We start from the raw sequence: 24,849 nt of genomic DNA, 5'->3' as shown, positions 1-24,849 counted from the left end.
TGCCCCCTTCTTTTGGCAGGTTTGCACCCGCGCCGATAGTGAATAGCCATGTACTTTTGTTGTGTCACAATTCAACTGAAAACACAAACGAAAGAGAAATTATGGGAAAGATCATTGCCATTACCCAACTTTCAGTCGACGGCGTTATGCAGGCGCCCGGCGGGCCCGAGGAAGATCCTAGCAGCGGCTTCAAGCACGGCGGCTGGTTTATGCATTACGGGGACGACATTTTGCATAAAGAAATCAATGAAATCATCTCCGGCGAATTCGAGATGCTTTTAGGGCGCCGGACCTATGACATTTTTGCCTCATACTGGCCCCTGCACGACGATGATCCGATCGGAAAAGCATTCAACAAAGCAAAGAAATACATTGCTACACGCACGCTCGACCATCTCGATTGGAACAACGCCCAGGTCGTAAGCGATGTCGTCAAGGAAGTAGGCCAGTTGCGGGCAGCGGACGGGCCGGAAATCCATATCTGGGGCAGCAGCGACCTGTTGCAAACGCTCATCTCCGCCGGGCTTGTCGACGAACACCGCCTGTGGATCGCTCCGGTGGTATTGGGTGGAGGGAAGCGACTGTTCGAAAACGGCGTACCCGCCGGTGGCCTCACGCTGACTGACACGAAAACCACTTCGACCGGTATGATCATCAACAGATATAGTCCGGCCGGGCCGCTTCCCGGTGAAGGAAAGTAACTGATTTGAGTTACGTATAGTGACATCCGCACGGCAATACGGCCTGGCTAATCAGTCAGGCCGTATTGCTGTTTAATAAGGGCATAATCTTTAAAATCAGCTACGTTGACGCGTCCCCGGCGGTCCGGAGGAACAATTATCCATCGGAATTCGAGATCGAAGTCGATAGGAGCAGCCCTGGGAGCATAATAGGTTAGGTCGAAATTCATGGTCCCGGTCTGGTTTTGAACCTGCATGAAATAACCCAGCGTCAATTCTTCGTTGGTGGAAGGCAAGGAAAATACCACATTCGTCCTGCCTTCATTGCGGTAGTAGGCCATTACCAGGGCGCTGTCGAGGATAGCCTGGGTGATCGTGTTATCCGTATGTGTCACCAGGAAATAGGTAGAATCCTGGTTGCGCTGCCAGGCTGTATTAGGTACTTTGAGCCAGGGCGATACAATCAGGTTTGCGGCTCCTTTGGGTCCGGCCGGGCCTGCCGCGCCGTTTTGGCCTGCCGGTCCCTGAGGGCCCTGCGGACCAGCGGGCCCGGTGTCGCCATCCGGTCCTTTACAGGCGATGACAGTGCATATTAAAAGCAGTATCCAAAGGCCGTTTTTGCCGGGGACGGGTATTGTTTTCATCATGATTCCGAGGTAGGGGAGAAAGGGCAAACTTTACGAAACGCGTGGGTAAACACCGAAGTTTACCCTCTCGCATTTCCGCGGCAAACGGAAGCACGAGCATCGATAGAGGCAATTCAGCTGACAGTTGTGACTGTGCGACAATAGGGTCTACTAGTAGTAAATATATTGATTTAAATTTTGATATATAAAGAATAAATAGCAATTTTTGTATATAATTTATTGCGCATTATACTCCCTCTTCTTTTCATCTTAATCCTGCTTGCTTATGAGACCGATTCTATCAGTGCTCTCATTTTGCCTCCTGTTGTTTACGGAGTCTGTCGCTCAGCCTCCCCAAATAACACGTGGCCCTTATCTACAAATGGCGTATTCGCAAAAAGTAAATGAGTTTGCTACAAATGCTTCTGTGACGATCCGCTGGCAGACCAACGTCGCGACCATAGGACGGGTGGTGTACTCCGGCGAGCCGGAATATGAATTGCTCGGTCAGGGGTCGCCCTTAATAGAAGAAACCGCGCCGACCACAGAGCATAAGATCACGCTGACAGGCCTCAAACCCGACCAACAGTACCGGTACTACATCGGGGCGATAGTAGTGACGCAACCTGCATCACTTCCGACAATCCTGGAACAATCGCCCGACCACTTTTTCAGGACACCGCCGCTCCCTGGTACAAAAAAGAAGACAAAAGTTTGGATACTTGGTGATTTTGGCTATACCAAGGCATTACCCGAGGCAGCCAGTCGCCAGGACAGCGTCATCGACGCATGGAAGGATTTTATGGCGGTTAACAAAACAGGCCCGATGGACCTTTGGCTTTGGCTGGGCGACAATGCTTACGAGAAGGGTACGGCGGCGGAATACCAGGACCACATTTTCGACAGGACCAGGAAACGGTACGACTTCATGTTCCGGCAAACCCCATTCTACGCCACGCCGGGTAATCACGATTATTTCGATGGAACTGTCGATAGTGCATCGCTTTACCAGGTAAGGGCCAATAAGAATATCCATTATTACAGTGTCGTCGACAACTTTACGAATGGGGAAGGAGGAGGAGAGCCGTCGATGACCGAAGCATATTACTCTTTTGACTATGGCAATATCCATTTTATCAGTCTCGATACCTATGGATTTGAAAAGCTTGGTGATGATCACACGAAGATCCTCGCACCGAACGGGGTTCAGGTCCAATGGCTGAAAAAGGATCTTGCCAAAGCCAATGCCAATCCCGACATCAACTGGGTGATCGTTTTTACGCATATTCCGCCATTCAGCGGCGGTTCACATAATTCGGACACCGAGCGAGACCTCATGCAGATCCGTAACAACCTGGTACCCATTCTGGACGGTTATAAAGTGGACCTGGTAGTGGCTGGGCACAGCCACGGCTACGAGCGCTCACGCCTCATGCGCGACCATTTTACAACTTCCACCAATTTCGTGCTGGCTACCCACAATCCGGCGCTGGGCAGTAACGCACAGAGTAGCGCCCGCTATGACGGAACAGCCAACTCGTGCTTTTATTACAAAAACAGCGCCGCCGCTAAAAATGAAGGTATCGTGTATGTGGTGAATGGGGCGGGAGGACGAAAGGGGGAACCGGAATTGAGCAGTAATATGAAAAACGATGGTCTTGTTAAACGGTTAATGGCCTCCTCTTACTTTACCGGCGGTGGTTCAATGTATCTTGAGGTTGAGAACAAGCGGTTGACTGCCAAGTTCATCAGTGCTAAAAAGCAGGTGCTCGACCAGTTTACGATTTTCAAAGACCTCGATGGATTCGCCGTCCCGGAAACCGACGATTCCACCCGGACGGCCGTCTGCGAATGTACGGATGCCCAGCCAGGAAGCAACAATTTTACGCATTATGTCGACAGTAAAGGTAAACTGCTGCTCTCTATCAATAAGCACGATCTGAACATCGGCAAGGTTGGTGTAGCTCCTTTTGAAGTAAAGCTCGGCGGAAAGCCGGGAAGGACGGAAGTGGGCGCGCTTGGCCCTGGCACGAATTACGTGCGGTCGGACAGGGTCCGGTCTTTCAGTTCCAACTGGCGGGTCATGAACCGGTATTGGTCGGTTAAGCCCAACCCGGAACTGACGCGGAAACAGCAGGTAACGGTGCGCCACTATTATACCGATTCAGACCTGATTTATCTGCGTTACAATGAAGGTGCCTACGAGCATATAGGGCATTATAGCTTGCGGTTCTTTAAAATCAACAGCTTATCGACTGCATACGATCTAAATCCAGTGAATGGCGTTCACAATAAGATCAAGGCAGCTTCTGATGTCAATAAGGATGGGATCTGGCTCTATGACGTTTACCAGGGCAGAATTCCTGATCAGCAGGCGACCTTAACGGAATACAAATGGAGGTATGGGTTCAATCAGCCGGACATTTTCTTTTATCCGACTAAATCGTACCCCTTCTATTCGGGCGAGTTCGTCGTGGGACGCTTGAATGGCGGTGGCGGCATTGGCGGCCAGGTCTATAACCAAAATCCCCGGGGAACCGTTGTGGCAATGAATGCAGGCAGCACCTGGCGCTACTACGCCAGAGGGGCGGCTCCTCCCGACAATGGAAAGTATAACTGGAAAGGCGCACAGGATACCGATGAAATCACCGGACCAGATGAAGACAGCTATGATAACGAGGCGCGTTGGCCGTCCGGTTCGGCCCCGTTTGGGTATTCTCCCAACCGTGAGGACGGAGAAAGAACACTTATCCCGGCCTGCCAGGCGGAACTGGATTGCTACGAATCCCGCGGAAGCGCATCGTACCTGCGTGAAGGCTGTCTCACCGCGCCGTGTGCGACCCGCTGGACTACTTCGTATTACCGGAGCTCTGTTTTTATGAGTCAGCAGTATATGGCCTACCATAAGTCGATCATTATCAATTATAAGAGAGATGATGGTGTAGTGATTTATATCAATGGGAAAGAACTAACGCCGCGGGATTCTAATGTAGCCGCGGGCACGGTTACCTTTCCGATCCTGGCTAGTAACGCAAGTCCGGAGTACACCTGGAACACGGTAGTGGTTCCGAATGACGGAAGCTTTTTCAGATTGGGCAGGAACACCGTTGCCGTCGAGTTGCACCAGACGAGTCTGACAAGCTCGGATGTCTATTTTGATATGGATATTACATTTAGTCCTGATATAACGACTGTACCGACGCGTGTCGCAGTGATGGCGGAAGCCCGGAATGCAGTCCCGGAACTGGTGATTTATCCTAATCCCGTCGATCAGGACAAGATCACATTCGACAAGCCGCTTGAATATGAAACGATGCGGATCACGGACTCGAAAGGGGTGGTCAGGCGTTACCTCTCCACGCCGGGGACCTTAAAGGAGCTGGATATTTCGGGGCTACCGGCGGGTATTTTTATCCTTTCGAGCCAGCTTAACGGCAATGTGCGTCATTACAAGGTGATTAAGAAATAATACGCAGGCTTCATCGGCCCCACGGGAGGTATTTTGTACGGATCCATTTCACATCATAATCGGAACTGTAGAAAAGGTATCGTCCGTCCGGGGTAAGGTAGGAGCAGTATTCATAACTGTCGGTATTGAATCGGGCACCCATGTTCCTGGCGGGTGCCCAAGTGCCGTCCGCATTACGGAGGGCATAATAGAGATCGCCATTGCCGTACGAATCTTTCCGGTCTACCGAGGTGAAGATCAAATACCGCTCATCGGGCGCGATCATCGGATCATGTTCCATATTGCCGGAGTTGATGGCCGGACCGAGGTTTTCAGGCTTTGTGTAATGGCCGTTGACATACCGGCTCACATAGATGTCGTGCGATCCCAACGTGCCTTGCCGGTTGGAGGCAAAGTACAGGTTGCCATTGGCCGCCAGCGACACGTAGTATTCGGTACTGTCGGAGTTGATGGCCTCCACATTTTCGGGTTTAGTCCACGTGCGACCTGGCGAGGGGCCACCCGGCGAGGGGCCACCCGGCGAGGGGCCGTCGGGTCTGGGGCGGATTCGCCATATGTCGTAGTCGGGAATCGTATCTCCGGTCGCTTTCGGCCGGTTCGAAATGTAGTATAATGTACCATCGCCGGTGATGAATGGATCTGCCTGCGAATAGCGGGGCTCGTTAAAAGGAGCCAGCCGGGGTTTGCTCCATGAACCCGCCTGCAATTCGGTCACATAGATCATCCATTTGCCTTGGTAGGATCTTGAAAAATAGAACGATTTTCCATCCTGGGAAAAGGCCGAGTTGAAATCCAGCGAATCGCCGCAGACAATGCCGGGCAGGAAAGGCATTGCGATGGAGTCGGGCCCTGGCGTGGGGTAGTCGATCGCCGTTTGTTGCCGACCGTCGCGGGTACATTGCACGGCCGCCAGTGCGATTAGGAGGAGCTGACAGATGAGTTTGCCTGGGATCATGCGTTGTGACGGCTTTTTGTTTTCCTGTAATAATATTCAAGCGATTTTTTCCGGCTTCCGCACACATTCATGTCGCACCATTTGCGCTTCCCGTTTTTGGAAGAGTCCAGAAAAAGCCATCCGCAGCGCGGGCATTCCTTTATTTTTTCAAAATCCCCGCCGGTGAGGATATCAAATGCGGATTTCAGGACGGGATACATCGGCTCGTTCCAAGCAACTTCTTCATTGCAGAAAAGCACCTCGGTACCGCCAGGGCCAAACTTTACATAAATCTTTTGAAAGGCATCCGAAAGCCGTCTATTGAATTCACCGGTCACGGCAGCACCTGGCGAGTCGCCTGCGGCAATGGCCGAAAAAAGCGCATAAAGCATTTCGCGGGCTTTTGTTACATCCCGAAGCGCTGCGGACGCTACTTCGGGTTGCTGCTCCGCATATTTCCTGAGTGCTTGCAGCCGCACAACGTCGAGCGATCCCGCCTTTTCCGACCACGCTATGAGGTTCTCGAATGTTTCCAGGTATTCGAATTCGGGCTCCGGCTTTCGGGTGTTGACGGTGTTAATGAAGTCGAATGCCAGGCATCCTCCAACCATTTGCAGGTTTTCCAATGTCCTCATAAAGTCTGACCGACTGGTTATTGATTTTAATCTCAACCAAAAATATGTATTTTACCATTAAAACGATTTTTACTGGTAAAATAAAATTTTCACTATTTTGGCGGCCGGGTGGCATTGCCCCGACGGCAACAAACAGAAACATTGAAACCAGCGCGTTATGCAGAAAAAATTCAATCTGACGTCCTTCAATCTGTACGAGTTTCTTAAACACCAGAATTCCCACGGTTTCAACGTTCCGTTCTTCCTCGCCGACAGGCATACCTATCGAAGCGCTCACGTAAACTTCCCATTCCGGACATTCACTTTTGGCCTAGGCATTACGTATTCAGGCGAGGGCGATGTGTTCAAGATCGGCAGTACCGATTATCTGGTGACGGCCGGGTGCCTTACGACAGTCGGCCCGGGCATGGTTTGCCAATGGATGGGTAACTATACGGCCGAACACGATACGGTTTATTTCACCGAGGAACTATTGGAGGGCTTGCAAAACAATTCTTTCCTGCATTCGCTTCCTTTCTTTTTCCACGGGGGCAGGCATGTCATTAAGCTGACGGATGACCAGACTAAGAAGATGGCTTCGTTATTTGGTTTGCTGAAAGAATTAAAAGATGACAAAAGCGCTGTTCCGGGTATCGTGCATTCGCTCCTGATGCTAGCCGAATCATTTCATATCGGTCTGAGTGGTCAAACTCAAAACGCCGACAGCCCTAACGGTACTTCCAACCGGGTTTCCAACAATATTTCCAACAAAGAAAAAATAGCGCAGGCATTCCGAAAGCTGGTCGCGGAGCATTTTCCGGAACATAAGGAGGTCGCTTTTTATGCGACGGCATTGCACATTACACCCAAGTACCTGAGCGAAGTTTTGCAGGCGGAATTAGGGAAACCCGCCAAGGCATTTATCGACGAATATGTGGTGATGGAAGCTAAAAGTCTCCTGAAACAGACCTCCCTTTCGATCCAGGAAATTTGCTACTGGCTGGGGTTCGAGGATGCGTCGCATTTCAACAAATCGTTTAAAAAGCAGACGAATACGACTCCTACCGAATACCGGAAAAGCTGATTTGCCCAGCGGAGTTTTTTACTATCTTTCCCGAAATCCTTCCTAACCGCGCCCGGCCCGATAGCGATACCTTTGTTTAAGTCAAATAACAGGGCGCCACAAAAAAACTTCGCTTTTTATTGACGAGGCTCATCATGAGCCAGATGATCACTTTTTCGCAAACCAAAAAATCTCAACTATGAAAAACATGGAGGTATTTAAAGTATCAGTTCCGCAGCAGGTAATAGATGATTTAAAAAGTCGTTTGCAGAATACCCGCTGGCCGGGAGAAGCGGAAGGCTCGGACTGGCACTTCGGTACCAGCGAGGTTTATTTGAAGGAACTGGTGCATTACTGGCTTACAGGCTACGACTGGCGCAAGCAGGAGGCCGAGCTCAACAAATACCCGCAATACATTGCCGACGTGAGCGGTGTGAAGGTCCATTTTCAGTATATCAAAGGAAAAGGCAAAAATCCTAAACCGCTCATCCTGACACACGGCTGGCCCGACAGCTATTACCGGTTCCACAAGATCATTCCGCTGCTCACCGAGGGGGAGCAGAGCTTTGACCTCGTCATCCCGTCTACGCCAGGCTTCGGTTTTTCGGGTAAAGTTGCACTCAGCACGGAAGCGGTTGCCGACCTGTGGAAAGAGCTGATGACGGGAAACCTGGGTTATGAGAAATTTTACGCTGCCGGCGGCGATATGGGAATGGGCGTAACCAAGGCATTGGCGTCCAAGTATCCGGATGTGGTGGCCGGCGTGCATTTTACCGATGTGGGTTATCCAATGGGTCAGGAAGGCCCCGCTACGATGTCGGAAGCTGAACGGCAATTCGCACAGTTTGTGCAACAATGGTGGTACAGCGAGGGCGCCTATTCGATGGTTCAAGCCACAAAGCCGCAGTCGCTCGCTTATGGTTTGAACGATTCACCTGTCGGATTGGCCGCCTGGATAATAAGCTTCGGCAATGCAGGAGCTTCTCCGGAAATCCTGGAAGCGGCATTTGGCGGCAGGGACGAATTGCTGACCAACATTATGATCTACTGGACGACGCAAACCATCGCCACGTCGGTAAGGATGTACAAGGCCGAGGCGATCGCGCAATGGAGCGGAGCCCAGCCGTTACAAAAATCGAACGTGCCGGCCGGCGTGGCTTTATTCCCGAGGGAGGCACAGTTTCCGAGAGAGTGGGCCGAACGTTTCGTGAATGTCGTGAGCTTCCGCAAAATGGACGAAGGCGGGCATTTTGCAGCGTTGGAAGTGCCGGATGTTTTCGCGGCGGAATTGCGAAGCTTCTTTTACAGCATCGGTTGATGCTAAGGGAGAAAACCAGCGGAGCATGTTATTTCCTAACGCTCCGCTGGTTTCTTTATCGCTTGATAATCTTCTTTGACACCGTGTACCCGCTATCGGTCGTAACCCGAATCACATAAAGTCCCGCTGGGAGGCGTTTTGAATCGAGGTAGCGCTGGTTTCGAACTTTTTGCACTACAATCCCGCCCGCATTGATCACCTCAATATCCCAGTTTTGAGATACCCCGCTGATGGTAATGTTGTTATCCGCCGGGTTAGGACTGATCACCACCTTCTGTGTTTCGGACATTCTCACGGGCACTATTTTGGAATAGGCATAACTGCCGTCTGTGTCAACCTGTTTCAGGCGGTAGTAAATGATATCGGCGGGTTGCTCCGGAATGTCTGTGAATTGGTACTCCGAAATCCCGGAAGTAACCCGGTAAGGTGTCAGAACTTGTCCTGCATTCCGGAAAGTTTTTGCGTCGTGGGCCGATTGTACCTCGAAATGGTCGTGTAATATCTCGAAAGAAGTGGCCCAGCTTAGCAGAACCCGGTTTTGTTCCAGCAGCTTGGCACCGAATCTGACCAGCGTCACCGGCAGCGCACCCACGGTCACCACGGCCGGTACGCGCACATCGCTCGGGCAGTCCGACCGCAAGCAGGAAGCGTAATAGATCGTCGATTCATTCAGGATGGGCGTGGTAAAGGTGTTCCCGCTTCCGAGCTGGCTGCCTGCCGAGGGTGCGTTGTACCAATTTATCAGCCCGTTACAGCCTGTCGCCGTAAGCGTTGCCGTGGTACCTATCGGAATGTTCTGTGGTGCCACCGTCGGATCCAGCCCTTTGCTGTTGATCAGCCCCGATCGCAGCGATTCAAGGGCACTTCGCATCCGGGTGCGCTGGTCGTTGGTAAACTGCGACTGGCATTCGAAACTATTGTAGCCCATGTAATTTTTGAGGACGTTACCGTACGGGCTGTTGTTGTTACACGGATTGAGGGGGTTGGGATTCCCCAGGCAGAGATAGTTGGAGCTTTGATTGACCGGTTCGGTATCGCAAATATTGTCGCCCTGTGCGCTGCAATTGTCGTTCAGGGGGCATTCAACCGTGCCAAGATCACCCTCGCCGATCCCTCTCGAGAAGGTGTGCCCCAGGAACAGGGCATGTCCCAGCTCATGCGCGAGTAATTTGGTATTGAAGTAAGCCGACATCGTCATCATGCCGTCGTTTGGCGAGTAGGCCCCCGTCGGATATGCTGCAAATGCGCCTGACTGGTCCATGTAATTGACCACCCATATATTGTAGTATTCCAAATTACTCCAATAACTCATCGGATAAACCTGATCATAAGGCAAGCCGTTACCGCCGAAACCTGTTACGCCAAATTGTGTGTATGCTGCATTGTTGGTGTAAATCCTGTTAATTCCATTCGTTTGCGAGCATTGTGGCGATCTGACGGCCAGCTGAAACTGAATTTGAGTATCCGCCCCGTCAGACTCGGGGAGCTGGTTTCTGAACATCTTATTCACCTCGGCAATTCCGTCGATCACCTGCTGGTCGGTCAGCAAAGAGTAGCCGATGGGTTCAATGATATGTACAACGACCGGGATCGTATAAACCTGGTCGACGGCATCTGTTCGGCTGGCTTTTTTGGAGGCAATGTACGCTTTCAAACTTTGCTGGGCGTGGTCAAAAATTTGTTTCTGAGGTTTAGAAAGCAGTAATTTTTGATGTTGTAACGTAGAAGAGCAGATAGGGCCGGATTGCGGTTGGGCATGCAAAATGGCGGTAGGAAGCCATAGAACTGCAACGATAGCAACACAGCAAGCCCCGATGGACGAAAGCCCGGTAATATTTTTCATGGTCATGGATGCTTAGGGTTCACACACGCAAGTCATTCTGTAATAAATATAATTATATTTTAACGAAATATAATTATTCTCCGTAAAGCGATTCCGGGACGGATGTCCAGGAAAGGTTTGTCTATCACTATTCAGACACCTCCCGATAACAGCGCGTTGCGCAGGTGGTCCAACAAAAACAGCCGACTCAATGAGCCGGCTGTTTCCATTCTAACCATAATTTTTACATTAAAACCCGGGGTTATTAGGCAGCAGATTAGGGTTTACGTCCGACTCTTGCCGCGGTACGGGGAACAACAGCTGCTTTTCGCTGAATGTAGCGCCGAAAACGGTTTTGTGACCTACGAAATCATCCCAGTTTCCGGTGATATCATTGCGTACTTTCCGCGTTCTGAGCATATCGAACCACATTTTGTTTTCAAAGCAAAGCTCGAAATACCGCTGTGCCCACACCTCGTGCTCGAATGCAGTCTGGTTCAACCCTGAAACAGGAGAGAGGTCTGCACGCGCACGGATTGCATTCACATATTCGACCGCCTTGGCATTAGGAGAGCCCTCGGCGCGGTTGGACGCCTCCGCGTACATCAGGTATACATCCGCGAGGCGGTACAAGGTAAAGTTCAGGTCGGATTTGATCGTGTTTGTGATCGCATTCGCATCGAACCACTTGTAGATGTAGGTATTCTTGAATTTCACAGGCTGGCCGGTTTTAATGCTGGGCGCCGTGGTGTAAAAGAACTGCTTTTCCTCTACGCGCTTATCGCCCTTTGGAAACGATTTAATAAACTCGGGCGTGGGGTAAACCGAACCGTACTCATCCGCGTATTTCGAAATACCCGAATAGTTCGGGATGGTAAGCGGTGTGAGTGGGTTGGTCAGCGGTACGCTGGCGGCATATTGCACCTGGAAAATGAATTCACCCAGGTTCTTGTTCGCCGGGTTGATCATGTCGGTGTAGTTCTTGAAAAGCGAGAAACCGCCTTTCTGGATTACATTCAAAGACCGCTTTGCCGATTCGGCATAATATTGTTGCCCCCCGTTGATAGCCGCCCCCGCGTAAGTCAGGTACACATCCGCAAGGATTGATTCCACTGCCGACATGGATACATTTCCCGTCACATTCGACCAGGGTAATGTAGACGCTTCCGCTGCCAGCAGGTCGGGGATGATGATCTTGTCGTAAATGTCTTTCGCCGGGGTACGCGCGACATTCAGGTCGAGATTGGTGGGGACTTCCGTTACCGCAGGCACCGCACCGTACATCCGCGTGAGGTAGAAGTAATACAATGCACGCAGCGTGTGCACCTCCGCCAGCATATTGTTCTTCTGCTCGTCCGTCAATCCAGCCGCATTGATGCCGGGAATGCTTTGAAGGGCGAGGTTGCAGGCACCTACACCGAGGTACATCTGCTGCCACCAGGTATCGAAGTAAAAGGAGGTGTTGGTGTAACCCAGGTTCTGATAATTCACAAATCCCGTCTGGCCGAGGTCGCTGTTTGCCTTGCCGGTCATGAATTCAAGTAAATTATAGGTATTCCCACCATAGGAAGCCGGTTGGCCCGCCAGAAGTCCCTGCAAATTGACGTAGGCAGAATTTGCATAAGCCCGGGCCACTTTGCTGCTGGACACCTCCGATTCGGGCGTCAGGAAGCCCGTCGGGTTCTCTTCGAGAAAATCCGAGCAGGAGCCCATGGTCAGCAAGGATGCTGCCAGCAATATATTTTTCAGCACTTTCATATCTTTCGTGGTTGCAGTTTAAAAAGTAAGTGTCAGGCCCAGGTTCCAAACCCGCGGACGGGGATTGGAGAAGAAGTCCAGGTTTTGCGAGAAGGCGGTGTTGGCCCCATAACCGGCGTTGAATGTATCCACCTCAGGGTCGTAGCCCGTGTATTTCGTGATCACAAACAGGTTTTGAACACTCGCGTACAGGCGAAGCCGGTCGATTCTCAGTTTTTCAAGAACAGGATCGTTGAATGAATAACCGAGCATAAAGTTCTGACCGCGGATGAACGAGCCGTTTTCTACCCACCAGGTATCAAAATGCGAATCCTGGGCAAATTTGTAGTTACGCACCTGGGAGATCATGGTATTCTGGTTCTCAGGCGTCCACGCATTCAGCACGGTAGCAAGGCTGTTCGCGATCGTCTGCCTGTCTTCCACCGAATGCTTGAACGTCGCTGCGGTGTTCAGGCCTTCCACGAACCGGATATTGAATGAGAAATCCCAGCCTTTGTACTTCATCGTGCTGTTGAAGCTGCCTGTCCATTTCGGCGTCGTACGGCCGATAATGCTGTAATAGTTGCTTCCGTCGGCGTTGTAAATGTATTTTCTGTCGCCCGGTTTCAGGTTATGTTCGGCCGCCAATGCTGCCTCGTCGGTGCTGTAAGTGCCGAGCCTTGTCATACCATACAGCGAACCGATCGGCTCGCCTACGCGCAGGATGTTGGTCTGCCCGAGAAAGTTGGGGCCGGGAAAGATGTCGGCATTACCGCGGTTCAGTTTCAGGATCTTGTTCGCATTGGAGGCAAATATGAAGTTGGTGGTCCAGGAGAAATTGCGTGTTTCGATGTTCGTCGTGTTCAAACTTACTTCAAATCCCGAGTTCCGCACCGAACCGACGTTTTGGTACACATTCGCATTCACTTCACCTGCCGACCATGGAATAGGTGCTTGCAGCAGCAGATCTTTCGTCACGCGGTTATAATAGTCAACCGTCAGGTCGATATTCTCTCGGATACCCAGTTCAACGCCCGCATCGAACTGCAAGGATTTCTCCCATTTCAAATTAGGGTTTCCCAAATAGCTGGGCAATAAAGTCGATTGCAATGCACCATTCAGCACGGTGCCGGTCGCATTGGTCGTACCCGGCTGTATCTGCGCAATGGATTGGTACTGACCGATTTCCTGGTTGCCCGAAAGCCCGTAGCTCGCGCGGACTTTCAGGTTGGTGATCGTCTTGTTACCTTTCAAAAAGCCTTCTTCCGAAACACGCCACGCAGCACCTACCGAAGGGAAGAATGCGTATTTGTTGTTAGCCCCGAATTTGGAAGAACCATCGTAGCGGCCGGTCGCCGTGAACAGGTATTTTTCGTCGAGGTTATAGGTCGCACGGGCGAAATAGGAGTTCATGGCCCATTTATAATCGGCTGACGTAGAGGAGCTTCTTACCGAGCCCGAGCCGAGCGTGTGCCATTGAAAAATGTCGTCGATAAAGTTCTGTGTTTCAACAAAATCGGTTTCCTGATTGTATTGTTGCCACGATGCTCCGAGCAATGCGGTGATCCGGTGGTGCTGGTTGATCGTCTTATTCCACGTCAGGTAGTTTTCCGACTGCCAGTAGGTGTTCAGATAGCCCCGGATGTTGGCAACCCCGCCCTGGTCGGCCGACATGTGCGCCAGGTTTTGGGAGGAGAAATAGTTGTTTTTCTGTGATTGCAGGTTAAAGCCGAGATCGGTTTTAAAGTCCAGATCCTTGGCAATGTGGAAAAGCAAATAGGTATTGCCGAGGGATTGGAGCGTGTTATTGATGGTATACCGGTTGTTGGCGATATTCACCGGGTTGGGCCCGCCTTCCAGTCCTGCAATGTCGTTATTGCCCGCCCAGGTACCATCGGGATATTTTACAGGCAGGATCGGCACCTCTTCCGACACCATGCGGGGCACGTTCAACGAGCCGTTACCATCCGATACGAGGCGCTGGCGGCTGTTGATCAGCGAAAGGCTTCCGCCCACTTTCAGCCATTTGTTGATATCGCTGTCCACCGTGAACCTGAGGTTGTAACGCTTGAATGCGGAAGTTGCCATCAGACCGTTCTGGTTCAGATAACCGAGCGAGAGGCTGAACAAGGTTTTATCATTACCGCCCTGAAAATTGAGCGCATGATTGGTCGAAATGGCAGGCTTGTATACTTCTTTTTCCCAGTTGGTATTGTACAATGGCTTGTCGTTGGCGTCGAACAGCAGCGGGAAATTGGCATGGTTGAGGAGTGCGGGGGGCGTCCAGGTACCACCTGCCGGGTCGAACTTGGTACCATTGGCATAGGCCTCGTTATAAACCTTGACAAACTGATCCGAATTCAATGTTTTGACATGGCGGTAGAGATCGCTCACATTGACATTACCATCATAAGAAACCTTCATGCCGCCCGCGCGGCCGCGTTTGGTCGTGATCATGATTACCCCGTTTGCGCCCCTGGCACCATAAATGGCCGTAGAGGAAGCATCTTTCAGCACTTCCAGGGAGGCAATATCATTCGGGTTGATCGAGTTGCCGTCCACACCAATTACCCCGTCCACGACATAGAGCGGATCGATATTGGAGTTGATGGAACCGATACCGCGGACACGCACCTTGGCGGCCGCACCCGGCGCATTGCTGTTGACGCTCACCTCGACCCCGGCAATTTTGCCTTGCAGTGCCTGGGAAACGTTGGGTACCGGCTTGTCGACCAGTTGTTCGCCTTTAATGGTGGCCACAGCACCGGTAAGGTCCGATTTGCGGACGGTACCGTACCCGATCACGACCACTTCGGTCAGCGCTTTGGCGTCAGTAGCCAGGTTTACGTCCACCACAGACTGGCTGCCAACGGTAAGCTCCTGGCTTGTAAAGCCTACAAAGCTGAATACCAGTACGCTGGATTCGTTAGGAACATTGATTTCGTAATTTCCGGACGCATCTGTGGAAGTACCGATGCCGGTGCCTTTGATGAGCACATTCACACCGGGAAGCGGAGAGGAGTCTTTGGAGTCCAGTACTTTACCGGTAATTTTCTTGTCGGCGGAAAAAGTGTTTCTACCGGCGCTAGCGCATAGCGAGATCAGGAGTAAAAGGTTTAGCAGGACTATTTGTATAATCCCTCCCGACCGGACTACGGGCGGTTGTACATAACTTTTCATGCAGAAATTAGTTAGTGTTTTATCAAGCGTTTTGTTTCAGAAAATACGTGGAGGGGTGTCCGTACGGGCGTGACGGGGAGCGGATATTGGTCATGATTTTAAAAAGGTTTAGTAATGATTTTCGGTTTTAGTAATTTCCGAACATGGCAATGCCATTGCCTTTTGCCGTTAGGCAGGCGTAATTCGGTTCAATGCTAGGGGGAGGGGGATATTAATATTTTAAAAAAATATAATCCAAAAGAGGCCAGGGCAGATTTAAATGCCGTTAAAATGACCTTAAATTAGGATTAAAATGCACCCCTCGTTGGGGTGCGGGAAGCAGCAAACGAATGCCCGGGAATGAATACCAGCCTGTTACTTCAAAATATCGAACGCCACGTACAACTCGACGCCGGGGAGGCTGACCTGGCACTCTCCCTCTTTCAGCCGAAGCTGTTGAAGCGAAAAGCATTTTTGCTGAGGCAGGGCGAGGTGTGCCGGTCGGAGAATTTCATTGTGAAAGGGTGTGTCAAAGTGTATTCACTCGATGAAAACGGGTTCGAGCATATTCTCATGTTCGGGATGGAAGGCTGGTGGGTGGGGGATTTGCTCAGCTTTCTTACGGGAAGGGAAAGCCGCTATCACATCGAAGCATTGGAAGATACCGAACTGCTGCAAATCACCAAGCCCGATCTCGACAGGCTTTACGGGAATGTGCCGAAAATGGAGCGGTTTTTCCGGATACTCTTCCAAAACGCATTCATCGCTCACATGGAGCGGATCGATCAGTCGCTCTCGCTGGATGCTGCCGGGCGCTACGGACATTTTATTGGTAAGTACCCTGCATTTGAGCGGCGCATTCCGCAGAAACAAATCGCGGCTTATCTTGGCATTACCCCCGTATTTCTCAGTATGCTCCGCAAAAAGTTAAAAAATGGCTAAATTCTTCAACTACTTTAATTTTTTTGGCCCCCGCTTTCCGGTCCTTTGCTGCCTCAAATAACAATCAGCAAAGTAATGAAAGCAATTATTTTCAAAACGAACAACGACTGGACCGGCCTTATTCTCCGACTTACCCTGGGCCTCATTCTCTTTCCCCACGGCGCACAAAAAGTGCTAGGGTGGTTCGGAGGGCCGGGTTTCAATGCTGAAATGCAGTTTTTCACCCAAACCCTCTACATTCCCTGGCTGATTGGCTTCCTGGTAATCGTCATCGAATTCGCCGGGGCGATCGCATTGATCGCCGGCTTTGCCTCCCGGCTGTGTGCCGCGGCCATCATCGGGCTTTTTACCGGGATCATTTTCGTGGGACAGCACGCGCAAAACGGCTTCTTTATGAATTGGTTCGGCAATCAGCAGGGCGAGGGCTACGAGTATCATTTGCTGATAATCGGCCTGGCACTGGCGGTTATCGTGCAGGGCAGCGGCAAGTTTTCGGTAGACAGGAAAATGCAGCACGCCTGCTAATTTGCCCGGGCTGAATGCATTATACCACCGGGTCCCAGCCTTTCGCGTACTCGCGTGACCATAGCTTCTCGGCTTCTTTATCGCCGATAATGTGCCCGTTCTTCGGGTCGATTTTCAGATCGCGGCCAACGCGCCAGGCAATATTGCCGAGCTGCATCGCTACGACGCTCTTGTAACCCAGCTCTACGTCACAGTTCGGCTTGCGGTTGTTGCGGATTGCGTCCAGGAAATCGGCTACGTGGAGGTTGTCCATGCCGAGGCTTGGGCTGGCGAGGTTACGGCCCTGCATTCCTGCTTCCTCGGTAGGGGAGTTCACCTCTTTGATGAGCTTGCCGTCGAGATCGTAGACCTTGTAGCTGTCGCCACCGGTATCGAGGCTGCCATTTTCACCGTAAAAAATAATCCCGCGGTCCTGGCCCTCGATCTTGCGTCCATTCGAGCTTCTCGATTCCCAGATCAGCGAAATGCGGCCGGGGTAATCCATCGCGATTACCTGGGTATCCGGCGTTTCCCAGTCATCCTTGAACTCGTACCGTCCTCCCACGGAGGTGACGCGTGTAGGGAAGTCGACGCCCAGGCCCCAGCGGGCGACATCCACCTCATGTGTGCCGTTGTTAAGGGCTTCTCCCGTACCCCAATGCCAGAACCAGTGCCAATCGTAGTGGATCAGGCCTTCTTTATAAGGCATTCGGGGTGCGGGCCCTTGCCACAATTCATAATCGAGCCAGGAGGGGACGGTACCTGGTTTGAGGTAAGTGGCCTTTCTTTTATTGGTATACCATGTTTTAGCTAAATACACGCGGCCTATAATGCCCTGGTGGAGCTGCTTGATGCCTTCCGTGAGCACAGGCGCGGACCTGCGCTGTGCGCCCATTTGCACTACGCGCTTGTATTTGCGCGCCGCCTCGACCGCCAGTTCGCCTTCGCGCGGGTTGTGGCTCAATGGCTTTTCCACGTACACATGCTTGCCCGCCTGGCAGCCCATGATCGTCAGCGGGGCGTGCCAATGGTCCGGTGTGGCGATGTATATCGCGTCTATCGATTTATCTTCCAGTACCTTGCGGCAATCCTTCTCAGATTTGGGTTTCGCTGTTTGTTTCGCCTCCATCACGGCCTCGACAGCCTTCGGGATGGCCCGTTCGTCGACATCGCAAACGGTACCTACTTCCGCATTTTTCTGGCCTGCGAAGGTCCCGCTCATACTCTTGCCCCGGCTGTTGACCCCGATCGTCGCCACGCGGATGAGGTCGTTGGCACCGATGATGCGGTTATAGCTCTTCGCACTGAAACCCATGGCCGTGCCGCCGCCGATAGCGATCCCCAGCGATCCTGCTGCCGTTGTCTTCAAAAATTCACGTCTGTTAGCCATGACTTGTAATGTATTGATCCGGATTACTAAGTATCGAAGCGCCGGGATATACCTTTCCACCGGGCGCAAATCCGGAGATTTTCGCACCAATTTAAGGCTTTGAAAAAAAGCAGTAGCAGTCTTCCGTCTGCTACTGCTAAAAAATCCCCTTCGCCTCCTCTATTGGCCTCAGGGGGTGCCGGTCATGTAATTATGGAACGAGGACTTTCCTGGTAAAGGCGCGGGTATTAGCGCTTTGGAGGGAAAGCAGATAAAGTCCTGACGACAGGTTGTCCGCTGGTTTCAGAACGAACTCATTTCCTGACCTGGCCAGTGAAAACCGGATAGCTCTTCCAGATAAATCATAAAGATTGACGTAGGAGGCGTCGTCATTTTTCAGCAGGAATCTGATCTCCCTGCTGGATGCCGGGTTGCCCATTAATACGAATGCAATACTGTTGGCTCCGTTGTCGATCGCGATCAGCCGGGAAATTTGAAAGCTGCCATCGAAGTCGGCGATCCGTAACCGGTAATAATTCGCTCCCGACAGCGGCCTGGTATCCACGAACCCGTATTGCTGGGTTACTCGCGAATTCCCGGCCATTTCAACACGACCGATCCGCGTAAATTCCCTGGTATCCGAGCTCCGTTCAATGTCGAAATAGCGGCTGCCCGATTCTTCTGTCGTCGTCCAGGAGAGGCTGATGGCATTGTCGAGCAAGGTTCCGTTAAACCGGGCCAGGGCCACCGGCAGGGAGACGTTGCCGCCCAGCAGCAGGCATTGCAGGGGAGGCGTTTCGCTGTCGTTGGATTCGGTGGCCCAGGCATCGGCCATAATATCCGGAAGTTCGGAGCAGGCGCCCGGTACCACCAGCGGAATGTTATCGATCGTGATCCTGAAAAAGCCGCCACCCAGGTCGGTTTCGCTCACGGTGAGGCCGGCGAATAGTGGCGTGACGGTGTTGTCGGGCGAATAATCGGATAGTAATGTTACCGGGCTATCGGTGCTCAGTGCGATCGTAGCCAGTACATTTCCGAGTTCATCTTTGGTCGGACCTAATTTGTATTCAGGTGCGGAGTAGTCGGCTGATAACCAGAAGTGTACGTAAGCAAATTTGTTGCCATTGTTCTTGTTGAGTGTGAAGGAGTATTTAATGTTAACGATGCAATTTTCACCGGATGCCGAAACACTGTTTAATTCAATCAGATCGTCGACCAGCGTACAGGCGCCAGCCAATGCGGCGGAGGCTGGCAGACTTGCCATCATAATGAATGCTAATGCGTGAAGTGTTTTCATAATACAGGACGTTTAGTGATGTGTTTGTCTTACATTAATATACATTCTATATCTTGAAATAATTAAATAAATGTTGCTAATCTCGCCTTATTTTTCTAAAATTGACGGTAGTATAATTTGTTGTAAAAATACATTTGCTGGTCTATAAAATTCTGCTGGGTCGTGTAGAATTATATTGAAACGTATACATTCCAAAACATATATTGCATTGATAATAAGTAGTTTGTGTTTATCCGTGAAATACTTTCAACCCAACGGGCGTCACTACCTAAATAATTTTGTTCCCAGCTTCGGATTGATTTTAGGTAGGGTGTTTGTCAAATATACTACATTCAAAAAATACAATTTATCAAAAGGTGCTTATCTTGAAGCAGTACTATTTTGATCTCGCCGGAAGCGGAGAAAGCCCTGTCCGGGAAAAGTGTATACGCGGGAGGTTTGTTACCGGAGGTTTTCGGTCCGTTGGTGTTGATCGGGCGGCGCGGCAAGCATAGGAAGCGCCTGGTGCGGCAACGTTCACAAATAATAAAAAAACACGACGCAGGGGTATTAGGTAGTAATAAATTCAGAAAATGATGTTTAGTTTGAAGAATGGACGCAGGAGGCACATGTTGGCCTGGCAGATGGTCCATAATGAGGTATCCTTTTAATGAGAAGCGGCAGGAAGCCGTATTTCAAGTAACGTCATGTTTCTAAACAAGATCAAATCCCAAGAATCAGGAGTGGTGCTTTACGGTATCACGCCACCCAAGGCCGACACCACTGCTGAACGTGTTGCCGAGATTGCCCAAAAGACCATTGAGCGATTGTCTTCCCTGGATATTGACGCGCTGGTAGTATATGACGTGCAGGACGAATCGGCCCGTACAAAAGAAGAAAGGCCTTTTCCGTTCCTGAACTCGCTGGACCCGCTGCTTTTTGCTTCCGAATACCTGGGTACGCTGGACGTCCCGAAAATAATATACCGTCCCGCCGGCAAGTTTTCCGGCGAAGAGCTGTCCGAATGGCTGGATGAGCTACACAAGCAGCGTTTTTACCCCGTTTTCGTGGGCGTGCCCGCGCCCGATTTTCCTGTGAAGACCAGTTTGCCCGAAGCTTATAAAATCTGGCGTAAGAATGAAGAAACGTCCGTGATAGGCGCCGTTACCATTCCCGAGCGGCATAAGGTGCTGCAAGATGAGGATGTGCGGATACTCGACAAGATGGAATGCGGGGTGTCGTACTTCATTTCACAATGTGTTTTCAACCTCGAATATGCGAAGCAGGTGATCGAGGACCTGGCCCTGCGGTGCGACCGCCAGCAGATCGCTTCCCCCACCATTATCTTCACGATCACGGCGTGCGGTTCGGAAAAAACGTTGCATTTTATGGATTGGCTCGGGATTAACGTTCCTGAGGAATTGAAAGAAGATCTCAGGAAGTCCGATGACATTCTTGAAAGATCGGTGAACATATGCCTCGACATTGCCTCCGAACTCACGACATTCTGCATGCAGCGGTCCATTCCATTCGGTTTCAATATCGAGAGCGTGGCGATCCGTAAAGCGGAAATCGAAGCTTCGATTTACATGGCAAGCCAGATTAGTCAGATGCTGAAAGACAAGGGTGTGCGGAAGCCGGCGGGAACACAAGTTCTCCGGACTACGACTTAAACCTGCCCGATACGTTTGCCAGGACTTTTTTGGCCACCCCCATTACCATTTGGAAATAGAATGCGACGAAGGTGATGCCTGTGATGGTGCCTTTAATGAGAAACAGGTAAATCAGGCTCGCATTGTCCTGTTTGAAATTGCTGAAAACCTGCGTCAGGTACAGGAGTAGCACCAGTACTGCAGCCAGTTTGGCGTGTTTGGCGATGATTTTCAGGAACCGGGCAAAACTTCCTTTTAGAATCCTGTTGATCAATACGTAATACACGATCAAGAAATTCGAGGCAATGGCGATCGAAATACAAAGGGCTGTGAGTGTCAGCGACTCAAAATACAAGATACCGATCAGCGTCGCGGAGATGGTTGTAATGGTACTCAGGATTCCCATCTTAAACAGCATGTCGGTACGGCCCATGGACTGAAAAATGGCCCCGCCGCTGGAATTCACCATTTGAAGCCAGATAGAGGCGCCAAATATTTGCAGGACAGGGGCGACCTCCATCCATTTGGACCCCAATACGAGGTAAACGATTTCGTTCGATGAAAAGAAAACGAAAATCGAAATGGGGACGCCAAGCATCGCCAATATGTTTACAACCTTGAGATATTCTTCGAAAATCGTTTTGGGCTGGTCTACATACCTCGCGAGCACAGGGTGGAGCACCGGCGTGATCACGTGTGTGAGGTTAGCGACCGGGTACATCATGAGCTGGTAGGATTGGCTGTAAATCCCCAGGTTTTGATTGCCCATGAATTTGCCGATCAGGATGTTATCCAGGTTTCGGGAAAAATAGTTGATAAAATTGAATGCAAACTGAAACCCCGAATAGCGGGCAATTTTCCTGAAACCGCCGAAACCGAAACCTTCCGCCAGTTTGAGTCTGGAGAAGTAAAAGCACATCAGGCAGATCATCAGATTCGAAAGGATCGATCTCCATATGATCGAATAGTAGCTGTAACCTTTTACGGCGAGGTAGACAACCAGGATGCCCGTGGTGATGCTTGCGATGATTTCAATCGCTCCCAGTAATTTGAAGGATTTCTCCCTCATCAACAGACTCCTCGGCACACCGGATAGTGAACTGAAAAATACGCTGATAGCCAGAAGCTGACCAATGCGGATATAGACGTCACTTTCGTAGAACCAGGCGATGCCGTAGGATAGCAGGTAGAATGATAATCCGAGGCAGATGCTTAGCAGGATCGTTATTTTGAAAATATCGGAAATGTCTTTGCCCGTCAGGTCGCGGTTTTGGACGATGGCCGTGCCGACACCAATGTCGCCCAAAATGCTGAAAAAGGTGATGAATACCGTGACTACGCCGACGATCCCATACTCGTTGGGGGACAGGAACCGGGCCAGTATCGAATTGATAACCAGCCCGATCAGTATGTTGCTGTATTTTGAAATAAAAACAAAAAAAGTCCCCCTCTTGATTTCCTGATCAACCCGCATTTTTCTGTAAATTTTATTACATGCCCGCCCCGGACCGAGAAATAAACTGCTACACTTTCTGAGCGTTCTTTTTCGCTACAAGAATATAAGTACAGGCATCTTTGTCTTTACCGCCCTGAGAGGGAATCTGGTCAAACAGGTAAATGAGGGGCTGAAAAATGAGGGCCAGAACGGGTCGTAAGAACGGCGGAAGGGCAAATGTAAAACCGTCCTGAAAAAGTTGAAGGCCCATAGCGGAACGGCCTATAATTCCCCTGAAATGTACGACTTCGAAGCCTGCGTCGGTTACCACCTTTTTCAGGCCGGTGGAGGTCCAGCGCCAGAAATCTGTCGGGTCGGGGTGGAACATCCAGTAGCCATGGGTGCTGAGGATGAGCTGTCCATCGGTTTTGAGCACCCTCAGTGCTTCTTTCAGGTATTCTGTCGGATTAACGACGTGTTCGAGCGCCTGGGTCGATAACACGACGTCGAGGCTTTCGTCCGGGAGTTCGATCCGTCCCTCGGGCGAGATGAAAATATCGGCAACCTTGTTCCCCGGTAGGTCAATGCCAATGTACTTGTGAACGTAGGGTGCCACCAATGACTCATAGGGCCGGTTTCCACAACCATAATCTGCCAATGTTAAATTTCTCGAATCGCGCGCCACAAAATTCTGGATAACATCCTCAATAGCCTGACGAAGCTGGCGAAGGTAATAGTACCGGGTTGCCATTCTTCCGAATATCGATGGATACAAGCGCTCGACTCCTGGTTCTCTTTCTGTCATGTTTAAATGAAATATAGTGTTTGTCGTAAAATGGACCAGCTGCTAAATGTCCGCATTATCCGGTGGTTAGCCCCTGAGGCTGCAATTTATAACTCTTTTTGGGCGAATTGCAGATCGGCCATTGTATATTTGACCGTTTTACGTTTGCCGGTAATCCCCGGTGAGTTAACGGATCGGCAGTGGGGACCGGAAGTTTTTTTGTTAGCCGCTCATTATTAGTAACTTGTCTGGAAGCCTTTTTGGCATATTGTATTTGCACACTATTCAAACCGGCGCTTTGCCGAAGTTTTTTAGAATATGAACATTCTGGTATTTAATCAATCATTTTTCCCGCTTAGTGAAACATTTGTACATCGTCAGGTAGTGGGATTGTCCAGGTATCATGACGTAACGATGCTGACCTATCGCTATGAAAATGAAGATAAGTTTCCTATCGATGTCAAAAAAGAGCTCCTGGCCCCGTACCAGGGGTTGCCCGACAAGCTGATCACGAAGGTATTTCGCATGGTGATGGGACGAGGCTACCAGCTGAGTTTTCAAAATCGTTCGCGGGTGTCGGCGCTGCTGCAAAAAAACAGGATCGATGTGATCCACGCGCATTTCGGGCCCTCAGGGATTGAGATGCTGCCCGTCGCCAAAAAGCTGGGTATTCCGATGGTCGTCAGTTTTCACGGAATCGACGCCGCCCCGGCGATGCTGGACAATAAAGATTATGCGGATAAAATTCAGGAAGTAATCGAATATGCGAAGGCGGTCATCATCGTGAGCCCGCATTTCATCGATACGCTCAACCTCAACCGGTTCAGCAGCAAGGTACATCTGATTCCCTACGGCACCGAAGAGCAAAAGTTTGTCCCGGTCGAAAGGCCGGCGCGTGAGCAGATAGTTATACAGCATGTAGGCCGCCTGGTGGCCAAAAAAGGTGTTCCCGATTTAATTACGGCATTTGGAGCGCTTTGCGGCCGGTATGCTAACATAGAACTCAGGATCATCGGCGACGGCCCGGAAATGCCAATTTGCAGGAACCTGGTCGATCAGCTCCACCTTGGCGACAGAATATCGTTGCTGGGCTCCAAGTCCCACGAAATCGTCAATGAGCATATGAAGGACGCCGATATTTATGTTCTCAACAGCCGGACAGATGATAAAGGGGACATGGAAGGGCTGCCGAACTCTATTCTGGAAGCAATGAGCATGGAGAAGCCCGTTATTTCAACCTATCACGCGGGAATCCCCCAGGCGATTCAGGATGGGGTAAATGGTTTGTTGGTTAAAGAAAGAGATAACGAGGCGCTGACCGCCGCGCTTGAAAAGCTAATCCAGGACAAGGAGCTGAGGCGCCGGTTAGGTGTAGCGGCACGAAAAACCATTGTAGCCGGTTTCAGCGCAAATTTAATGGAAGCAAAAATCCAGTCAGTCTTCGCGGGACTATAGTCCAACGCTT

General features: G+C 50.8%; 18 protein-coding genes. 8 read left to right on the top strand and 10 right to left on the bottom strand.

The features are described from left to right. Nucleotides 1–101 precede the first annotated feature (101 nt). Nucleotides 102–701, top strand: a complete 600-nt coding sequence (locus AAHB90_RS12555) for a dihydrofolate reductase family protein (RefSeq protein WP_342085479.1) — start codon at nucleotides 102–104, stop codon at nucleotides 699–701. 47 nt (nucleotides 702–748) lie between these two features. On the opposite strand, the gene AAHB90_RS12550 is transcribed toward AAHB90_RS12555, so the two are convergent. Continuing rightward, on the bottom strand, nucleotides 749–1,327 hold the full coding sequence (locus AAHB90_RS12550) for a collagen-like triple helix repeat-containing protein (protein ID WP_342085478.1): 579 nt from the start codon (nucleotides 1,325–1,327) through the stop codon (nucleotides 749–751). Between the two features lie 265 nt (nucleotides 1,328–1,592). Between AAHB90_RS12550 and AAHB90_RS12545 the strand changes: the two genes are divergently transcribed. After that, nucleotides 1,593–4,775, top strand: coding sequence for a metallophosphoesterase (locus AAHB90_RS12545; RefSeq protein ID WP_342085477.1), 3,183 nt, complete (start codon nucleotides 1,593–1,595; stop codon nucleotides 4,773–4,775). Between the two features lie 10 nt (nucleotides 4,776–4,785). Here the strand turns inward: AAHB90_RS12545 and AAHB90_RS12540 are convergent, their stop codons facing one another. Together AAHB90_RS12540 and AAHB90_RS12535 are read right to left on the bottom strand one after the other, a co-directional pair. Then, complete coding sequence (locus AAHB90_RS12540) at nucleotides 4,786–5,730, bottom strand: hypothetical protein (protein WP_342085476.1); 945 nt, start codon at nucleotides 5,728–5,730, stop codon at nucleotides 4,786–4,788. Then, a complete protein-coding gene (locus AAHB90_RS12535) occupies nucleotides 5,727–6,344 on the bottom strand; it encodes a CGNR zinc finger domain-containing protein (protein ID WP_342085475.1) in 618 nt (205 codons plus the stop codon). Before AAHB90_RS12535 ends, AAHB90_RS12540 begins: the two co-directional genes overlap by 4 nt. Before the next feature lie 157 nt (nucleotides 6,345–6,501). Between AAHB90_RS12535 and AAHB90_RS12530 the strand changes: the two genes are divergently transcribed. Then, entirely contained in the window at nucleotides 6,502–7,407 is a 906-nt protein-coding gene (locus tag AAHB90_RS12530; RefSeq protein WP_342085474.1) for a helix-turn-helix domain-containing protein, read from the top strand. Between the two features lie 178 nt (nucleotides 7,408–7,585). Next, on the top strand, nucleotides 7,586–8,704 hold the full coding sequence (locus AAHB90_RS12525; RefSeq protein ID WP_342085472.1) for an epoxide hydrolase family protein: 1,119 nt from the start codon (nucleotides 7,586–7,588) through the stop codon (nucleotides 8,702–8,704). Nucleotides 8,705–8,759: 55 nt separating this feature from the next. Here the strand turns inward: AAHB90_RS12525 and AAHB90_RS12520 are convergent, their stop codons facing one another. The 3 genes from AAHB90_RS12520 to AAHB90_RS12510 all read right to left on the bottom strand — a co-directional run bounded on the left by AAHB90_RS12520 (nucleotide 8,760) and on the right by AAHB90_RS12510 (nucleotide 15,443). Next, nucleotides 8,760–10,547 (bottom strand): Ig-like domain-containing protein, encoded by a 1,788-nt coding sequence (locus AAHB90_RS12520; protein WP_342085471.1) that lies wholly within the window; start codon nucleotides 10,545–10,547, stop codon nucleotides 8,760–8,762. Nucleotides 10,548–10,775: 228 nt separating this feature from the next. Then, the gene (locus AAHB90_RS12515) at nucleotides 10,776–12,284 is read right to left on the bottom strand and encodes a RagB/SusD family nutrient uptake outer membrane protein (RefSeq protein ID WP_342085470.1); all 1,509 of its coding nucleotides are present in this window, start codon (nucleotides 12,282–12,284) and stop codon (nucleotides 10,776–10,778) included. Nucleotides 12,285–12,302: 18 nt separating this feature from the next. Then, complete coding sequence (locus tag AAHB90_RS12510) at nucleotides 12,303–15,443, bottom strand: SusC/RagA family TonB-linked outer membrane protein (RefSeq protein ID WP_342085469.1); 3,141 nt, start codon at nucleotides 15,441–15,443, stop codon at nucleotides 12,303–12,305. Between the two features lie 339 nt (nucleotides 15,444–15,782). Here AAHB90_RS12510 and AAHB90_RS12505 point away from each other — a divergent pair, with 339 nt between their 5' ends. Continuing rightward, nucleotides 15,783–16,364, top strand: coding sequence for a Crp/Fnr family transcriptional regulator (locus AAHB90_RS12505; RefSeq protein WP_342085468.1), 582 nt, complete (start codon nucleotides 15,783–15,785; stop codon nucleotides 16,362–16,364). 75 nt (nucleotides 16,365–16,439) lie between these two features. Next, on the top strand, nucleotides 16,440–16,889 hold the full coding sequence (locus AAHB90_RS12500; RefSeq protein WP_342085467.1) for a DoxX family protein: 450 nt from the start codon (nucleotides 16,440–16,442) through the stop codon (nucleotides 16,887–16,889). A gap of 19 nt (nucleotides 16,890–16,908) precedes the next feature. Here AAHB90_RS12500 and AAHB90_RS12495 read toward each other — a convergent pair whose 3' ends face one another. Together AAHB90_RS12495 and AAHB90_RS12490 are read right to left on the bottom strand one after the other, a co-directional pair. Beyond that, entirely contained in the window at nucleotides 16,909–18,258 is a 1,350-nt protein-coding gene (locus AAHB90_RS12495) for a Gfo/Idh/MocA family protein (protein WP_342085466.1), read from the bottom strand. Nucleotides 18,259–18,448: 190 nt separating this feature from the next. Further along, nucleotides 18,449–19,534 carry a T9SS type A sorting domain-containing protein gene (locus AAHB90_RS12490; protein ID WP_342085465.1) on the bottom strand — a complete coding sequence of 362 codons (1,086 nt, stop codon included), beginning with the start codon at nucleotides 19,532–19,534 and terminating at the stop codon, nucleotides 18,449–18,451. A 686-nt stretch (nucleotides 19,535–20,220) separates the two neighbouring features. On the opposite strand from AAHB90_RS12490, the gene AAHB90_RS12485 reads away from it, so the two are divergent. After that, the gene (locus AAHB90_RS12485; protein ID WP_342085464.1) at nucleotides 20,221–21,186 is read left to right on the top strand and encodes a methylenetetrahydrofolate reductase; all 966 of its coding nucleotides are present in this window, start codon (nucleotides 20,221–20,223) and stop codon (nucleotides 21,184–21,186) included. Here AAHB90_RS12485 and AAHB90_RS12480 read toward each other — a convergent pair. Next, nucleotides 21,176–22,639: a lipopolysaccharide biosynthesis protein gene (locus AAHB90_RS12480; protein WP_342085463.1), complete on the bottom strand. Its 1,464-nt coding sequence runs from the start codon at nucleotides 22,637–22,639 to the stop codon at nucleotides 21,176–21,178. The genes AAHB90_RS12485 and AAHB90_RS12480 overlap by 11 nt on opposite strands. Before the next feature lie 49 nt (nucleotides 22,640–22,688). Continuing rightward, nucleotides 22,689–23,405 (bottom strand): class I SAM-dependent methyltransferase, encoded by a 717-nt coding sequence (locus tag AAHB90_RS12475; RefSeq protein WP_342085461.1) that lies wholly within the window; start codon nucleotides 23,403–23,405, stop codon nucleotides 22,689–22,691. A gap of 297 nt (nucleotides 23,406–23,702) precedes the next feature. On the opposite strand from AAHB90_RS12475, the gene AAHB90_RS12470 reads away from it, so the two are divergent. Next, nucleotides 23,703–24,839 carry a glycosyltransferase gene (locus tag AAHB90_RS12470; protein ID WP_342085460.1) on the top strand — a complete coding sequence of 379 codons (1,137 nt, stop codon included), beginning with the start codon at nucleotides 23,703–23,705 and terminating at the stop codon, nucleotides 24,837–24,839. Nucleotides 24,840–24,849: the final 10 nt, after the last annotated feature.

The sequence above is a fragment of the Dyadobacter sp. OTU695 genome, from assembly GCF_038440355.1.
In the GTDB taxonomy this organism is placed as follows: Bacteria; Bacteroidota; Bacteroidia; order Cytophagales; family Spirosomataceae; genus Dyadobacter.
Note: the sequence above shows the minus strand (reverse complement) of the source record. Positions and strands in the feature narration are given on the sequence as shown.

Excerpts from the sequence above, each read along its gene's own strand:
- AAHB90_RS12555 (WP_342085479.1), top strand. The coding sequence starts at position 102 with ATGGGAAAGATCATTGCCATTACCCAACTTTCAGTCGACGGCGTTATG.
- AAHB90_RS12550 (WP_342085478.1), bottom strand. The coding sequence starts at position 1,327 with ATGATGAAAACAATACCCGTCCCCGGCAAAAACGGCCTTTGGATACTG.
- AAHB90_RS12545 (WP_342085477.1), top strand. The coding sequence starts at position 1,593 with ATGAGACCGATTCTATCAGTGCTCTCATTTTGCCTCCTGTTGTTTACG.
- AAHB90_RS12540 (WP_342085476.1), bottom strand. The coding sequence starts at position 5,730 with ATGATCCCAGGCAAACTCATCTGTCAGCTCCTCCTAATCGCACTGGCG.
- AAHB90_RS12535 (WP_342085475.1), bottom strand. The coding sequence starts at position 6,344 with ATGAGGACATTGGAAAACCTGCAAATGGTTGGAGGATGCCTGGCATTC.
- AAHB90_RS12530 (WP_342085474.1), top strand. The coding sequence starts at position 6,502 with ATGCAGAAAAAATTCAATCTGACGTCCTTCAATCTGTACGAGTTTCTT.
- AAHB90_RS12525 (WP_342085472.1), top strand. The coding sequence starts at position 7,586 with ATGAAAAACATGGAGGTATTTAAAGTATCAGTTCCGCAGCAGGTAATA.
- AAHB90_RS12520 (WP_342085471.1), bottom strand. The coding sequence starts at position 10,547 with ATGAAAAATATTACCGGGCTTTCGTCCATCGGGGCTTGCTGTGTTGCT.
- AAHB90_RS12515 (WP_342085470.1), bottom strand. The coding sequence starts at position 12,284 with ATGAAAGTGCTGAAAAATATATTGCTGGCAGCATCCTTGCTGACCATG.
- AAHB90_RS12510 (WP_342085469.1), bottom strand. The coding sequence starts at position 15,443 with ATGAAAAGTTATGTACAACCGCCCGTAGTCCGGTCGGGAGGGATTATA.
- AAHB90_RS12505 (WP_342085468.1), top strand. The coding sequence starts at position 15,783 with ATGAATACCAGCCTGTTACTTCAAAATATCGAACGCCACGTACAACTC.
- AAHB90_RS12500 (WP_342085467.1), top strand. The coding sequence starts at position 16,440 with ATGAAAGCAATTATTTTCAAAACGAACAACGACTGGACCGGCCTTATT.
- AAHB90_RS12495 (WP_342085466.1), bottom strand. The coding sequence starts at position 18,258 with ATGGCTAACAGACGTGAATTTTTGAAGACAACGGCAGCAGGATCGCTG.
- AAHB90_RS12490 (WP_342085465.1), bottom strand. The coding sequence starts at position 19,534 with ATGAAAACACTTCACGCATTAGCATTCATTATGATGGCAAGTCTGCCA.
- AAHB90_RS12485 (WP_342085464.1), top strand. The coding sequence starts at position 20,221 with ATGTTTCTAAACAAGATCAAATCCCAAGAATCAGGAGTGGTGCTTTAC.
- AAHB90_RS12480 (WP_342085463.1), bottom strand. The coding sequence starts at position 22,639 with ATGCGGGTTGATCAGGAAATCAAGAGGGGGACTTTTTTTGTTTTTATT.
- AAHB90_RS12475 (WP_342085461.1), bottom strand. The coding sequence starts at position 23,405 with ATGACAGAAAGAGAACCAGGAGTCGAGCGCTTGTATCCATCGATATTC.
- AAHB90_RS12470 (WP_342085460.1), top strand. The coding sequence starts at position 23,703 with ATGAACATTCTGGTATTTAATCAATCATTTTTCCCGCTTAGTGAAACA.